Origin of the sequence: Piscinibacterium candidicorallinum, assembly GCF_047549485.1 — a bacterium.
In the GTDB taxonomy this organism is placed as follows: domain Bacteria; phylum Pseudomonadota; class Gammaproteobacteria; order Burkholderiales; family Burkholderiaceae_C; genus Piscinibacterium; species Piscinibacterium candidicorallinum.
This window is the reverse complement of record NZ_CP180191.1, coordinates 1,239,144-1,255,253: the sequence shown is the minus strand read 5'-3', so window position 1 is coordinate 1,255,253 and position 16,110 is coordinate 1,239,144. Positions and strand designations below refer to the sequence as shown.

Genomic DNA, 16,110 nt, shown 5'->3' with positions numbered 1-16,110 from the left:
CCGGCCATTCACGCTGATCTGGAGTCGATCATGAAATTCCTGCGCAAAGTGCAGCACAGCCTGATGAGCCTGACTGTCCGCACACAACTGCTCGCGGGCTTCGGCATTGTGCTCGCCCTGACCATCGCTCTGGGCGCCACATCGATCTGGGCGCTGCGCGGCCTGCAGAGCGACGCAAAGGAGCTGTCTGCCAAGTGGCTTCCGATGGTTGCCGGCCTTGCGGAGCTTCGCGCCCGCCAGCTTGAACTGCACGACCTCGAGGCCAAGCATGCCCGCGCGGCGGACGCCGGCTACATGGACGACTACGAGACCGGCATGAAAATCGCAGCACAGAAGGCTGCCGACGTCATTGCCAAGCTCGACGCATACGACGAAGGCGAAGAAGAAGCGAAGCTCCTGGCAGCCTTGAAGAAAACATCCGCCGACTATGAAAAGGCGCGGGCAAACATCATCTCTCTCTCACGCAATGGCAAGCAGGACGAAGCCAAGGAAATCAGCGACGGAGCTGGCACCATGGCAAGCGGCGATGTAATCGCTGCCGCAGACCGGTTCAGCGAGTACGCCTTCAAGGGCGCGGCCGCAAGCGCCAAGACCGCCGAGCAAACCTACGCACAGAGCTGGATTGCCACTGTGGCGATTGCCTCGTCAGCCACACTGATCGGCCTGTTCCTCGCCTTCTTCATCACTCGCAATCTGGTTCGCCAGCTGGGTGGCGAGCCGTCCGTGGCCGCCAAGGTTGCCGCAGCCGTGGCTGCAGGTGATCTGAGCAGCCCGATCGAGACCCGCACCGGCGACGACACCAGTCTCATGGCCCAGCTGCGCAACATGCAGACCAGCCTGAGCAGCGTGGTGGCCTCCGTCCGCCAGAGCTCCGAGACCGTGGCCCTGGCCAGCGGCGAGATCGCCCAGGGCAACGCCGATCTTTCGAGCCGCACCGAAGAGCAGGCCAGCAGCCTGCAGGAAACCGCGGCGTCCATGGAAGAACTGGGCAGCACCGTGCGCCAGAACGCCGGCAATGCCGAGCAGGCCAACAAGCTCGCCCAGCAAGCCACCCAGGTGGCGCGGCGCGGGGGCGATGTGGTCAATGAAGTCGTCGTGACCATGAAGGGCATCAACGACAGCTCACGCAAGATCGTCGACATCATCAGCGTGATCGACAGCATTGCCTTCCAGACCAACATCCTTGCGCTCAACGCCGCGGTGGAAGCCGCACGTGCCGGCGAGCAGGGCCGCGGCTTTGCCGTGGTGGCCACCGAGGTGCGTACCCTCGCACAGCGCAGCGCCGAGGCCGCCAAGGAGATCAAGACCCTGATCTCAGCCAGCGTGGAGCGCGTCGAGCAGGGTTCCGCACTGGTGGATCGCGCCGGCAGCACCATGACCGAAGTGGTGGGTGCAATCCAGCGCGTGACCGAGATCATGGGCGAGATCAGCGCCGCCAGCACGCAGCAAAGCGCCGGCGTGAGCCAGGTGGGCGAGGCCGTGACCCGCATGGACCAGACCACCCAGCAGAACGCCGCGCTGGTGGAGCAAAGCGCCGCCGCCGCGGAGAACCTGCGCGCCCAGGCCCAGCAGCTCGTCGAGGCCGTGGCCGTGTTCAAGCTGGCCCAGCAGGCCGCCTACTGATCGCCCCGCGATGCAAAAGGGCCACCCTCGGGTGGCCCTTTTGCTTTGCGTGTCCGTTTGCCGCGATCAGATGCTGACCAGGCGTCGGTTCGCCGCGCCCGGCAGGGTGCGCAAGGAACGCCCCACCGCCGCGGTGTAGGTACGGTCGGTGATGGTGGAGACGAAGGTCCAGTCCGCGCGGGCCTCGGTGGCCGTGAAGGTCACGGTCAGAAAGCCGCGGCGGCTGGTGTCTGCGTACTGCAGCGGGCCGATGAGCTGTTCCAGCGCCGCGGCAAACTGCACCGGGTTCTCGTTCGGGAACACGCCTTCAAAGCCAGGCGAGCTGACGGAGGGCGTGGCGAACTCCACGCCGATGCGGTTGCCCTGCGCATCCAGCAGGTCATTGGCCCAGGCGTTGTGCGTGTCGCCGGCCACCACCACGAGGTTCTTGTCGAGCGTGCGTGCCATGCCGAGCACCGTCTCGCGCGCCGCGGCATAGCCGTCCCAGGCATCGAGGTTGTAGGGAATGGCTGGCGCGGCGAGGATCGCCTGTTCCTGCGGCGTGAGGCTGCCCGGGTTGGTCTGCGCACGCTGGGCCAGTGCGGCATAGCCGCTCACGGTGATCTGCCCGAGCAGCAGCGGTGCCGGCACGTTCATGCGGCCCATCAGCACCTGCTGACCCAGCAGCTGCCACGTGGCGCTGGAAGCCTGCATGCGCTGCTGCAGCCAGGTGGTCTGCGTGGCGCCAAGCAGTTGGCGGTTCGGGTTGCCCACGTCGCTGGCAAAACGCGCACCGTCGAACGCACTACCAGCGCCTACGTAGCTGTTGATGCTGAGCTGTTGGTCACGGCCGATCAGGCGCGTGTCCAGCATGTGCAACGAGACGAGCGAGCCGAAGTCGAAACTGCGATAGCTGCGCAGGGCATTGCTCGCGTCCGGCTGGCGCACCGGCATCCACTCGTACCAGGCCTGCAGCGCGGCCGTGCGGCGGGCGACCCAGTCGCCTTCCGTGCCCGGCGTGTGGTTCTCGGCGCCATTGAGCCAGGCATTGTTGGCCACCTCATGGTCGTCCCAGATGCAGATCATGGGCATGGCCGCGTGCAGGCTTTGCAGGTTGCCGTCGCTGCGGTACTGGCGGTAGCGGCGGCGATAGTCGGCCAGGGTGATCAGCTCGGCATCCGGCTCGCTGAGGCGCCCCAGCGCGGCGGCCTGGGCGGAGGCATATCCGGCGCGGTTGTATTCATAGATGTAGTCGCCCAGGTGCAGGGCGCAGTCGATGTCCGTGGCCTTGGCGGCCTCGGCGTACACGTTGAAGTAGCCCGCCGGGAAGTTGGAGCAGGAAAACACCGCGAACTTCACCTGGCTCACGCCGCCCGTGGGCAGGGTCTTGGTGCGGCCGATGGCCGAGCTGCTGCGCCCGGCGGTGAAGCGGTAGAAGTACACGGTGCCGGCGGCCAGACCCGTGGCGTCCACCTTCACGGTCCAGTCGCGCCCGGCGCTGGTCGTGGCGCTGCCCTGCGCCACCAGGCTGCTGAACGCGTTGCTGGTGGAGACCTCCCAGCGCACTTCGATGACGTCCTGCGGCGGGTTGTTCTGTGGCGTGATGCGGGTCCAGAGGATCACGCGATCCGCGAGCGGGTCGCCGCTCGCAACCCCGTCCAGAAACAGCACGTTGGGGTCGGGTGCCTGCGGGTCGCTGTCGCTGCCGCAGGCAACCAGCAGGCCGCTGCCCGCCACAAGCGCACCGGCCGAGCCCAGGCGCAGGAACTGGCGCCGGTCCGCATCTGCATGAGCTTGGGTGCTTGGGGACAGCTTCTGGGCATCGGACATCGCAACACTCCCGGTTGATGAAGTTCAGGGTTCGGGCTGCACATGAGCGCGCGAACCCGCAAAACCCCGGAGTGTTTTGGCTGCGGATGACGCAGGGGCGACAGTCGCTTGTCGATTTGGTGACAGGGCCTATGCCGGCTCTGTGGTGCGCATCGGCCGCAGCGAGCTCGATGGCTTCGCTGCGGCGGCGCTGCAGGTCAGCGCGGCGTGCTGTAGAGCTTGCGTGCCGTCCGGTATGCATTGACGACCCAGCCCCTCTCGCAGGTTGCTGCGAGGTGCTGCCCTGGCCCTGAATCACGCGACAGTTGGAACTCACCCTGGCGTTGATGCAGTTGGCCTTGAGCGCGTCCAGCTTGGCCCTGGGCGGTGCCGGCTCGCACGGTCAGGACATGAAGCAGACTGGGTGGCGCGGGGCGAAAGGTGCATCGCGTTCGTGGGCGGATGCCGCCGTGGCGGAACGCGATCGGCTCTGACTCCAGCCGACGCCCCCCAGCCCGCGTACAACGCGCAGTCACCAAGAGTCCAAGGGCCGTGAATGGCGATCCGGCCACGGCGCTTTCATCCGCTTGCCCGCTAACGCAACACGTCCGCCATCGGCAGGCCTTGGGTCCGCGCTGGCCACGATGTTGCTGTCGGCGTGACATGCAAGCGAAAAACTGAGAGCCAAAATGCGCCGAGATCCGCACCCCGCAAGCGGAGAGGCGGGCTTCATGATATTCAACAAAGGCTTGAAGATCGTTATTGAATCAATCCATTTATCAATGACTGATTGAAAGTGATCTGTATACGACTCCACCGGCAGATAGCCAGCGTCTGGCCCCCACCGGAGCCCGGAACGGTCGCGTAACGCCCCGGTGTCTTCAATGGGTGCAGCACACAGTGCGTGTGCCGCGCCCGGAGGACCCGCCATGCCCCTTCACAGCCACTCTGCCCCGTCCGTTCGCCGTCAGATCGCGCGGGGGCAGCTGCCCGTGCGGCTGCAACACCTGACCGCCGCCTGTCTGATCCTGCTGCTGGCCGCCATCAACATCCTGCTGCCCGTACAGGCGCAATCCGCCGCGCCCGGCTGGACAGTCGAACTCAGCCTGCGCTACCTGTCCGAAGGCAGTCAATCGCTCAAGCCGGAGCCTGGCACGGGCGAGCAGCGGGTGGATGGCCGCGAGCAATGGCGCATTGAGCAGAGCCTCAGCGCCAGCCTGCCGTACACCATGAAAGTGCGCGGTGCCGTGGCCAAGAACCAGCCAGACCGCCACAACGAACAACGCTACGACAGCTGGCTGCTTCGCCCCGGCAGCGCCGGCCTGCCGGCCACCGGCAGCCTCAATCTGAACTGGCAGCAAGAGACCGCTACGCGCATCACCCGTGCCGACGGCGAGGGTGCCGGCGCCATCAACCGGGCCAATGCTGGCCGGATCGGTCGCGTGGAGCACGTGCGACAGCAGTTCAGCGCGGAGCGCCAGGGCGCGGACTTCATGCGCCTGCATGGCGCCTACCTGCAGATCGACCGCAGCACAGGCAAGCTGCTCTTCGAAGTGCCCGCCATCGAACTGGACGCCCAACGTGTCGGCGCTGTCATGCGCCGAGCCAGCCGGATGGACAAGCCCGCCGCGTCCGGTGAATGGGACCCGCCGGGCACCGGCAGCAGCGACTGGAAGCTGCGTCAGCTCGTCCTGCCAGACCGACCCGAGCCCATTGAATTCGACCTGCCTGCCGGCTGGGAGACACAGGAGCGGATCACCCTGACCCAGACCGTGCCCGCACGCGGCGCCAGCGGGATGCCCAACCCCCTGCTCGGCCAGGTGCAGATCAGCCTGAACCTGATCCGTGGCGGCGCCGCAGCGCGTGCCGAGCTTGCGCCGCAATCCGCCCCCGGAACGCCCCAAGCCAGCGCTCCCACCCCAACCACAGCCATGGGCACCGAGAACACCGCCGCGGCTCCAGCAGCTACGCCGGTGCAAACCCCGCCCGCGCCCAATCCTGCCGCCAATGCAGCCAGCAAGGCGGCCGAGGCCGTCAACAAGCTGCGCAGCCTGCTGGGGCGCTGACCCCCTGCGAACCGGCCGCGCGACTCACGCAGCGGGAAAGCCATCGGGTCGCGGAGCCAACACATGACCGAAGCCCCGATTGCCACTGGACGCCCCCTCAGGAATCATCAGCGCCGCGCATCCCGCGCCCGTAAACCGAGCACGCAGCCGTCCTTGACCCCAACCGCGCCCACGACCCCTACCGCCGAAGCAAGCAGCAGCCCTCGGCGCGAGACCACGCGGCTGCGCCTGATTGGTGCACCCGCCGTGATCTGCGCCGATGGCAGTTGCCGCTTACTGGAAAAACGCGCCGCCGGTCTGCTCGCACTGGTGGCTTTGCAGCCGGGTACGACCCGGGCGCGCGCCGCCGGTCTGCTCTGGCCGGAGTCTGATGATCCGCGCCGCGCGCTGCGGCAGCAGATGCTGCGCTTTCGGCGCAGCTTCGAGTTCGACCTGCTCGAAGGCGACGACGCACTGCAGATCGCGCCGGGTATCTCGGTGGACGCCTTGCAGCCGGTGGCGGGGACCCTGCTGGGCGATCTTGACTTTGACGACTGCGAGGACTTTGCCGACTGGCTCGCCGCGGAGCGCGCGCGCCGCAAAGGTAGCGCGACCGCCAGCCTGGCCGATCAGCTTGCCCGGGCCGAGTCTGATGGCGACCTTGACGCCGCGCTGCGTGTCGCCGAGGACATGCTGAACGCCGACTTCGAAAGCGAGGTTCATCACCGCGCCGTGATGCGCCTGCACTACCTCCGCGGCGACATGGCCCAGGCGCAGGCGGTCTACCTGCGCCTGCAGAGCCACCTGCGCAAGCGCTATGGCGTCGACCCGAGCCCTGAGACCGAACAACTCGCCCGCGCGCTGCAGCAGGCGCTGCATGCGCCGCGTGTGAGTGACACGCTCGTCACCGCCATTCCCGTCACAGTGCTGCGCCCGCCGCGGCTGATTGCCCGGCGCTCCGAGCTGGCGCAGATTCAGGCCGCGTGGGCCGCGTCGCGCGCCGTACTTGTGCTGGGCGAACCGGGACTGGGCAAGAGCCGGCTGCTTGCGGAGGTGGTCGCAGGCCGCCGCGCACTGACAGTGCAAGGCCGTCCGGGCGATGCGGGCGTACCCTACGCCACCCTCGCCCGCCTGCTGCGCACTGCGCTGGACCGTTGTCAGGTCACGCTGGATGACACGCAACGCCTGAATCTCGCCCGCCTGCTGCCCGAGCTGTCGCCCGGCACTGCGCTGCCCAGCGAGTCCCCCGGGCTGGTGTTGCGACACGCCATGGAAGCGCTGCTGGCGGGCGCTCAGATGGATGGCAAACCCGTCGAATGTGTCGTCGTGGATGACCTGCACTTTGCAGACGACGCCTCGATCGAGATGCTTCAAAGCCTGATCAGCGCGCTTCATCCCCAACTGCGCTTTGCACTCGCTCAGCGCCCGGGCGAAGGCAGCAGCGCTGCCAGCGCCCTGCGCTCGGAACTCGAAGAAGCCCGGTTCCTGGAGCCGCTCGCGCTCGCGTCACTGACCGAGCGCGAGATCGGCGAACTGATCGATTCCCTGGAGATCGAGCATCTGGATACCGCCACCTTGGCTGCGCCCCTGACCCGCCACACTGGCGGCAACCCGCTGTTTGCGCTGGAGACGGTCAAGCAGGGGCTGGCCACGGGACAGCTGCGCGTCGGCCAGCTGCCGCAGCCCGATGCCGTGGGCACACTGATCGAGCGGCGCCTCAAGCAGCTGCCGGACAAGGCCATCGCACTGGCCCGACTGGCTGCGATTGCTGGTCCTGACTTCTCCATCGCGCTGGCAGAGCATGCCCTGGGCGAACGCGCACTTGCACTGACCGACATCTGGAACAGCCTGCAGGAAGCGCAGGTGCTGCGCGACACAGGGTTTGCCCATGACCTCGTGGCCGACGCGGTGCTGCGCAGCGTGCCTGCGCCGATCGCGCGCCACCTGCACGGCGAACTGGCGGCCTGGCTGGAGCAGCGCGATGGCGAGCCGGCGCGCATTGCTGCGCACTGGCTGGCCGCTGCCGATGCGCCGCGTGCCCTGCCCTGGCTGCACCGGGCGGCGGATCGTGCACTGCAGGCTCTGAGGCCACGCGAGTCCGTCGAGTTTCTCGAGCGAGCGCTGGAACATGAGGTCCAGCTGGGGCAGAAGACCACAGCATTCGCGACGCTCAACCAGATCGTCGATCTGCGTGTTCGCGTGGACCTTGGCGAGAACCTGCTGGCAGCGATCGAACGCCTGTCCACGCTGGCCACCACCCCCGCGCAACGTGTGAAGGCGCTGCATGCGCGAGCGGAGTTCGCGATGCACCGATCCCAGGGCCTGCTTGAGGGACGCGAGGCTGCGGCGCAGGCACTGAACATCGCGCTGGAGATTCAGGACTCGGCGCTGCAGGTCGAAGTGCGCGCAACGCTCGCCGCGCTTGAAATGATGACGGGGCGCGCCGACGAGGCGCTGGCGCAGGTGGACGCATTCCTACCCGGTGCGCGGACATGGTCGGATACAGAAACACGGGCGAACCTGCTGGGCTACGCAGCCTATGTGCTCACCCGGACGCATCGCGCGGCGGAGGGCGCCGCGCTGTTCGACGAGTCCGCCAGGCAGGCGATCGACATCCCGCGGGTGCGGCTGGTCGCGCTGGCTAATGCGGCACACGCACGCTTGCAGCTCAACGATGCGCAGGCTGCGCTGGATTGCCTGGCGCAGTCCGACGCGCTGCGCGCCGCCCATGATGACCTGCGCGGCTCCGGCCACAGCAATGCCTGGATGCGTGCGAGCGCCCTGCGCCTGCTCGGCCGCTACCGCGAGGCGCTTGAGCTGCTTGATGCGGCCGCACAGGACATGCTCACCGCCGCGCCGGGCAAGCTCACATCCGTACTGGCCGACCGGGCCATGCTGTGGCTCGAGCTCGGCCAGATCCACCGTGCCCAGCAGGACCGCGCACGGGCACTCGAAGCCCGCACGAGCGCGCAAGGCGACGTGGCGCTGCACTTGCTGGACCTTCGGATGCATGCGATGCGGCTTGGCCCGGCACCCGCCGCGCTGGAGCGCACACCGCCGCACTTTGTCCGGCTGCGCATTGTGCTGGCAGGCAGCGCCCTGCAGGACGATGCGAGTGCGCTGGCCACGCTGGAGGACACGCTGCAACAGTCGCGCAGCTGCGCCTACCACGGTCTGGAGGCAGCCACCCTTGCGCGCATGGCGCAGCGGCACCAGGCCATGGGCGGCCTGGACGCGGCGCGGGACTGCGCAGAGCGGGCGATCGCCCACTGCCCCGGCCTGAACACGGAAGACCTCAGCTGGCCGGAGATCATCCTGTGCGCAGCGCCGGCGCTGGAGGCAGCCGGAGATCGAGCCCGTGCCCGCGCGCTGCTCGACGAAGGCGCAGCATGGATCGAGCGGGTTCACGCGGCGCTGCCCGCCGCCCATCAATCGTCATTTCTGACACGGAACGTCTCCGCGCGCCAGCTGCTCACCAGCGCGGTTCAGGCGCGCCGCGGCTGAAGCGCGCACGCTCTACGCCCGGATCAACAAGGCAAGAACCGCACTGGGCGCGGCTTTCCAGGCCAAAGTGGCTGGAAACCCGCATGGGACAAGCGGAAAGGCCTTTCAGATTCACCTCATGCGCGGGGCGTGCGGCCCGCCGCGCTGAACACCACCCCGCGGATGCGTGACGCCGACCGGCGCCAAGCTACGCCCGCGTAACGCCCGCTTCCCTACAAAGCTCGCGAGCATGCCGCAGCCAGGTGGTGCGGCGTGCATGAAAAGCACATCGTGCATTCAGGGAGCGAAGCATGAACATCCGCCGAACAGTGGCCCGTGGCCTGTTGATCGCCTCGGCAGCGGCCGCCCTGGCCGCGTGTGGTGGTGGGGGCGGTGGCAGTACGCCCCCCCCGCCGCCGCCGGTGAGTCCGCCACCCGCAAGCCCGGGCGTGGCGGTCGGGGTGATCGGCCCCGCGGGCGGTTCCCTCGCGACCCGGGAGGGTGCGGCGCTGGTCGTGCCGCCGGAAGCGCTGGTCGGTGACTTCGGATTCTCGATCCTCAAGGATGCGACCGAGGCGCCACCGGTCGCCTCTCACCTGCGGCAGATCGGCAACACCTACGCCATCGTCCCCCATGATCTGAGCTTCGGCAACACGGCAGAAGTTCGCCTGCCGTTCGACCCGGCCTTGCTCACCGCAGGCCGTCGACCTGTGGTGGGCAAGGCCAGCCCCGGGGGCGCGTGGGAACTGATTGATGACTCTCGCGTGGAGGGCAACGTCGTCATCGCGCCAGTGCGATCACTGTCCATGTTTGCGCCCTTTGAAGCGCCTGCTCCGCGCTTCTTTGTCAACCAGTCGACGCAGGCGTTCTTCCAGCTCACACCCAGCAACTATGCGGCGTCGAGCGCCACCGAGGAAGGCGGGCTGCGCATCTTCGGCCAGGCTCCGCGCACGGTCACGGTGTACAGCCAGACGGATCTGACCCAACGCGCCACGCTGGTGCTGAATGCGCGCTACCCGGCGGGCTCGTCCCTGCACCAGACCTGCGGCAGCGTCGACAACGTCTATCCGACCTACACCTGGTCGGTCGCCATGTTCTACCGCGACGCCGCGAACCCCTCTGTGGTACGCGCCTATGCCGGCCCGCGACGGCCTGACCGAGCCTTGGTCGAGCTGCAGAACTCCACCGACGATGTGGTCCGCACGACCGACGGCGACGTGAGCCGGCAGCTCTTCTTCGACCCGAGCACGAACACCCGACCGCCCTGGACCGCCGGGATGACGATCACCCCGGCGATGGCGGCCACCGAAGGCTTCACGCGAATCACCCAGAACGTCGAACTGGTGGCGACAGGCACCGCGCTGTACATGACGATCAACTGCAACGGCGCGAGTGTCCCGGTTGGCGACCCGGTGTACATCGCCCAGCCGCTCGCCAATCAGCGACCCGCTATCCGCCAGTTGCCGGTCAATGCCGTAGCCGTGGAAGGGCAGGCGCTCGCGAATGCATTCAGTGTCGTGACCTACCCGGTGGACGGTGCTGCTCTCACGGTGCGGTGGCAGATGCAGCGCAGCGGCGCCTCGGGGCTGTGGGAGGACAAGCTGCCCGCCATGTCACCGGCATCCACGGTTTCCGCCCTCGGTATCTCCGTGAGCACGGGCAACTTCGGCGGCCCGATCCAGGGGCTGACACGCCATTCGATCAGCTTCACCGGACCGAGTCTGGCCGACAACGGACGCATCTTCCGCGCCCGCGTCTGCCGTACTGCGGCCGATGACGCCGCCACCTGCACCTACACCCCGCCCGTGATCCTGACCGTGCGCCCCGCGGCGGTCGCATTGCTCGAGCCGAGCATCAGCGGCTTTCGCTTCGTGCCGGTGGGCGTGCTGCCTGTGGTTGAAGCTCAGTCCGGCGCCATGTCTGGCTTCTCGGCCACGGTGCGCGGTGTACCCACACCGAACTTCCTGCGCCTTGAGACCTCGACGGGCGGCGCCGCGCCCTGGGTCGACGCGACGCAGGTCTTCCCGGGCTTGACCCTCCAGACGGCCCCCGGGACGATCGTCAACTGCGTTCCCGCCCAACCGACGGTCTGCAGCACGGCGCAGGACACCAACAGCATCCGCGTGACTGTCGGACTGGCGCGCACACTGGGCACCGGCGATGTGGGGCGATTGTTCCGTCTAAGCGCCACAAGCACCGCAGGAGCAGCGAATTCGACGGTGTTTCAGTTTGGCCAGTCCACGCGCCCTGTGATCATCACGCAGCCGGTCAGCCAGACCGTGACGGCCGGCTCTGCGGTCACATTCGTGGCGGCCGCAGAGGGCACGCAACCGCTGACCTACCAGTGGTACTTCAACGATCAGCCGCTCGCGGGTCAGAACACCCCGGTGCTGACGCTCTCCTCGGTGACCAGCGCCAACGCCGGCCGTTACGGCCTGGAGGTCACCAATCTGCCCGGGCAGGTGTATTCGCAGGAGGCCGTGCTGACGGTCACGTCCACGCCTCAGCCTGTCGTACCTCCCCCGGTGATTGTTCGTGCCCCGAGCGCGATCACGACCACCGTGGGTTCCAGCGCAAGCTTTTCAGTCGTGGCTCGCGGTGGCGGCAGCCTGAGCTACCAATGGCGTCGCAACGGCACGGCGATTGCAGGGGCGACGGAGGAGCTGCTGAGCATTGGCACGGTGGCATCCACGGATGCGGGCGAGTACACCGTCGTGGTCACCAACAGCGCCGGCAGTTTGGAGAGTGCAGCGGCGCGACTGACCGTCAATCCGGCACCGCAGCCTGCAGTTGCGGTTGCGCCGATTCTGACCAGCCAACCTGTGGGTGTGGCCGTGCAGGCCGGCCAAGCCGTCAGTCTGAGCGTCGCGGCCACCGGCTCCGCACCGCTCTCGTATCTGTGGCAGCGCGACGGCGTGAACATCCCGGGTGCGACCGGACCGGTGCTGCGACTGAGCAATGTGCAGGCGAGTGCCGGCGGCACGTACACGGTCACCGTGTTCAACGCAGCAGGAACTGTCAACAGCAACGGCGCAGGCGTAGTCGTCATCACGCCCGCTGGCCAGCCAGTCATCAGCGCAGACCCGGCCAGCGCGACCGTAGCTACGGGTAGCGCTGCGGCATTCAATGCCGCTGTCACCGGGAATCCGGCACCGACATGCCAATGGACCCGAAACGGCGTACCGATCAGCGGTGCGACCAGTTGTACCCGCTACGTGACACCACCCACCACGACGGCCGACAACGGCGCCGTCTTTGGGTTGACCGCCACCAATTCGGCAGGGAGCTCCTCCAGCACGGGCGCCACGCTGACTGTGACCGGTAGCGGGCCCAGCGGGGTGCAAGCGCCGGTGTTGATTCAGGACCCCACGTCCGTCACGGTGGTGCGCGGCTCCCAGGTCGCGTTCACTGCAGTGGCCCGCGGAACGGAACCCTTCACCTACCAATGGTTCTTCAATGGCCAGCCCATGCCAGGGCGGGACTTCCAGGTGCTCGGGATCGGCTCCGTAACGGATGCAGACGCCGGGCTCTACTCGGTGCGCATCAGCAACAGCGCAGGCAGCACCACGACCAACCCGGCGCGTCTGACCGTGGTGGCACCGAACGTTCCGGTGGCGCCAACCATCAGCACCCAGCCCAGCACCCTGACCGCCTTCACCGGTCAGACAGTCAACCTGGCTGTGGCCGCTAATGGCAGCGGCCCCCTCACGTTCCAGTGGCGGCGCAACGGCGTCAACGTGCCCTCCGACGGTCCGGTACTGACGCTTGCCAACGTACAGGCGGCCAATGCTGGCACCTACTCGGTTGTGGTCAGCAACAGCGTCGGCAGCGTGACCAGCAACGAAGCCACGCTGTCGGTGAACACCCCGCCCACCGTGCCTTCACCGCCCACACCGCCCAGCATCGTGACGCAGCCTGTCAACACAACCGTGACGGAGGGCAACACAGCCACGCTGGCGGTCGGCGTGAATGGCACCACACCCATGAGCTTCCAATGGAGCCGTGGCGGCGTGCCCATCAGCGGCGCAACTGCAGCGGCCTTCACAGTCACCAGCGCGGCTGCGGCCAATGCGGGCAACTACAGCGTGACCATCAGCAACAGTGCCGGCAGCGTGACCAGCAACACGGTCTCGCTCACCGTGAACGCCCCGACGAATCCGCCAGCCGCCGTGGCGCCCAGCATCAGCACACAGCCGCTCGGACTGACGGCCGCTGCCGGGCAGACCGTCACCTTTGGCGTATCCGCCAACGGGACCGGCCCGCTCAGCTACCAGTGGCAGCGCAATGGCAACGCGATTGCCAACAGCAATAGTCCAGTGCTGTCCCTGAGCAACGTGCAGACTGCCAACGCGGGCGACTACACCGTGACCGTCAGCAACAGCGCTGGCAGCGTGACCAGCAGCCCGGCGAGCCTGGTGGTGACACCGGCACCCACGCTGCCTGTCATTACGGCTTCGCCGCAGAACCGCAGTGTGCCCCTGGGCAGCACCGCGACGTTCACCGCCACCGTGACGGGCAGCCCGACGCCGCAGTGCCAGTGGACCCGCAATGGCGTGGGCATCCTTGGCGCGACCAACTGCGCGAGCTACACCACGCCGGCAACGACGTCGGCCGACAACGGCGCGGTCTACAACCTCGTGGCGTACAACACGGCGGGTGCCGTGTTCGGCACCGGCGCCGTGCTCACCGTTCAGGTGGCCGCACCCCAGATTCAAAGTGAATCCGGGAACCAGACTGTCAATGCCGGCAGCACCGCAACGTTCAGTGTCAGCGCGACCGGCACCGAGCTGCGCTACCAGTGGTTCCGCAACGGACTGGCCCTTCTGAACGCCACAGGCAGCAGCTACACCCTGCAGAACGCACAGCTTGCGGACAACGGTGCAAGCTTCAGCGTGCAGGTGTGCAACAGCACGGCGGCGGGTGGGCAGTGCGTCACCAGCAGCGCAATGACCCTCACGGTGAACGGTGGCGTGAATGTCGGCCCGCCTGCGTCGGTAGGGGCCTGCTTTGGCGGGCAGTTTGGCTGGTGCTATGTCCAGCCGGCCCCGATGGCCAACCGCCTGACCGGACTGGCGTTTGAAGCCAACGGCAGCGGAATCACCGTCGTGGGCGAGGCGGGGACTGTGTTGACCAGCAGCGACTTCGGCGGCACGGTCACTGCGAGCTGGCAGACGCAGCGCTACACGTTCACCGCACTGGCTTCACCGAGCCCTGGCCGCCTGGTTGCCGCGATCGATGACCAGGACGATCCCAATGCGCGCGGCATGTACCTGAGTACCGATGGCGGATCGACCTGGACCCGCACGTCGCCGAGCAATTTCACGGTTGGGATCGCCTTCAAGGATGCTCTGGTCGGCGTGGCCGTCGGCCCGGAGCAGATCCTGCGCACTACGGATGGCGGCAGCACCTGGACAGCACTGAACGTGCCGGAGATCGTCGCACCGAATTCCACCAACCTGACGGGTGTTGCCTACGCGGGCAGCGACGTCTTTGTGGCCAGCGGCATCGGCCGTGGCGTGCGCAGTACAGACGGCGGCCTGAGCTGGTCCGTCGTGTCCGGCATGCTCACGGCAAACCCAAATCTGAGCAGTGTGGTCTTCAACGGACAGGGCGTGGGATTGGCCTTGAATGACTCGCAGCCCGTGGCTGCGCGAAGCACGGACTTCGGCGCAAGCTGGAGCACGGTGACCCTGCCCTTCGTGGCGCCCCGCGCGGCCTATGGCGGGGCAAACACGGTGGTGATCTTTGGCGGCGACAGCCGGCATTCACGCAGCACGGATGGCGGTCTGAACTGGAGCCCTGAAACCTTCAGCCTTCCTGCTGGCCAGCAGAATTGGCGGCCCTTCATGCGCAACGCGCAGCAGGGCGTTGCGATTGGCGACTACGGTGCCATTGCGCGCACGGTGGATGGCGGCGAGACCTGGAGCGCAATTGCCGGTGGGAACCTGAACAACACGGTCTGGGCGATTGAAGCCAACCCGAGCCGCAGCGTATTGCTGGCGCAGATCAACAATGGCCTGAAGCGCAGCACGGATGGCCGCACCTGGAACGACAACGCCACTGGCGTGCTGGCAACCACATTCCGCCAGACCATCAGCTGGGGTTCGGACACCGTGGCTGCGGCCGCGACAAGCTTCGAGGGCGTCTTCATCAGCGCCGACTCGGGCGACACCTGGACCGAAATCCGTCCGCCGACGGCAACCGGCAACTACCCTGCCGTGGCCATGGCCGACGAGCAGACCCTCATCGTGACCAGCTACACCGTGGTGAACGGCGTCATCCAAAGCTTTGTTGATCGTTCGACCAACGGCGGCCAGACCTGGACCCGCATTAACCTGCCCGGGCTCGACAACTCCGGCGTCCAGCTCACGGCTGCGCGCTTCGTGTCACCCACACTCGGATTCGTGGCCGGTTCAGCAGGCACGCCAGGTACTGCACGGCTTTGGCGTACCAGCGACGCAGGGGCTACGTGGCTGCAATTCGCCTTGCCGGACGCGGGCACGAGCAACCGGCGCGACAACATCCAGGCCATCCAACCCGGGCCGAACGGCACAATCTTCATGGCCACAGACTCTGCCCTGCTGCGCAGTGCAGACACCGGCTTCAACTGGAGCCGGGTGATCGACAGTACCGACCTCGGCAGCATGACCGATGTGCGCTTCAGCGGCTCCACGGGGATTGCCGTGGGCGTAGGTGGCATCTGGCGGACCGACAACGGCGCGACGTGGTCCCGTCTGGATCTGCCCCTGAGCGGCGCCATGCTCGCCACAGCATGGGCGCCGGGCGGCCTCGTGCTGGCCGGCGGTGACGGCGGCATGCTGCTGGCGAATCAGTCGCTGGGCAATCTGGCGGTGCGGCCGGACAACCCGAGCTTCAAGCAGACGCTGCGGCTCAACCCGCAAAACGCCACACGCCCGCCCAAGAGCACACCGCGCCGAAGCGACATCAGTTCGCTGCGCAAACCGAATGCAGGAACCTCCCGCCCGCAGATAGACGCAACTGGCCGCACGCTGCTTCAGCCGCCACCCCTGAAGCAGCGCATCGGCAAGCAGTGGGTGTCTGTGCCTCGAGGCGCGCCCGCACGGCTTGAGCGAGACGCCGGCACAACGCCACGACGGTAATGCTGGGCGATTGAAGCGGGCTTTCCGCTTGTCTGGCGCGGTTCTTCAGC

The 16,110-nt window shown here is 67.4% G+C and carries 5 protein-coding genes; 4 read left to right on the top strand and 1 reads right to left on the bottom strand.

Features of this window, described 5'->3' with window-relative positions:
- Positions 1-30 precede the first annotated feature (30 nt).
- Complete coding sequence (locus ACMDW7_RS05610) at positions 31-1,623, top strand: methyl-accepting chemotaxis protein (RefSeq protein WP_377300396.1); 1,593 nt, start codon at positions 31-33, stop codon at positions 1,621-1,623.
- Positions 1,624-1,689: 66 nt separating this feature from the next.
- On the opposite strand, the gene ACMDW7_RS05605 is transcribed toward ACMDW7_RS05610, so the two are convergent.
- Positions 1,690-3,432 carry an alkaline phosphatase D family protein gene (locus ACMDW7_RS05605; RefSeq protein WP_377300397.1) on the bottom strand — a complete coding sequence of 581 codons (1,743 nt, stop codon included), beginning with the start codon at positions 3,430-3,432 and terminating at the stop codon, positions 1,690-1,692.
- A gap of 908 nt (positions 3,433-4,340) precedes the next feature.
- On the opposite strand from ACMDW7_RS05605, the gene ACMDW7_RS05600 reads away from it, so the two are divergent.
- From ACMDW7_RS05600 to ACMDW7_RS05590, 3 genes are all read left to right on the top strand, one after another.
- Entirely contained in the window at positions 4,341-5,477 is a 1,137-nt protein-coding gene (locus ACMDW7_RS05600; RefSeq protein WP_377300398.1) for a hypothetical protein, read from the top strand.
- 153 nt (positions 5,478-5,630) lie between these two features.
- Positions 5,631-8,960 (top strand): ATP-binding protein, encoded by a 3,330-nt coding sequence (locus ACMDW7_RS05595; RefSeq protein WP_377300399.1) that lies wholly within the window; start codon positions 5,631-5,633, stop codon positions 8,958-8,960.
- 290 nt (positions 8,961-9,250) lie between these two features.
- Positions 9,251-16,060: an immunoglobulin domain-containing protein gene (locus ACMDW7_RS05590; protein ID WP_377300400.1), complete on the top strand. Its 6,810-nt coding sequence runs from the start codon at positions 9,251-9,253 to the stop codon at positions 16,058-16,060.
- The last annotated feature ends 50 nt before the right edge of the window (positions 16,061-16,110 follow it).

Bases quoted from the DNA above. Each gene is read 5' to 3' on its own strand.
- ACMDW7_RS05610 (WP_377300396.1), top strand. From the start codon at position 31: ATGAAATTCCTGCGCAAAGTGCAGCACAGCCTGATGAGCCTGACTGTC.
- ACMDW7_RS05605 (WP_377300397.1), bottom strand. From the start codon at position 3,432: ATGTCCGATGCCCAGAAGCTGTCCCCAAGCACCCAAGCTCATGCAGAT.
- ACMDW7_RS05600 (WP_377300398.1), top strand. From the start codon at position 4,341: ATGCCCCTTCACAGCCACTCTGCCCCGTCCGTTCGCCGTCAGATCGCG.
- ACMDW7_RS05590 (WP_377300400.1), top strand. From the start codon at position 9,251: ATGAACATCCGCCGAACAGTGGCCCGTGGCCTGTTGATCGCCTCGGCA.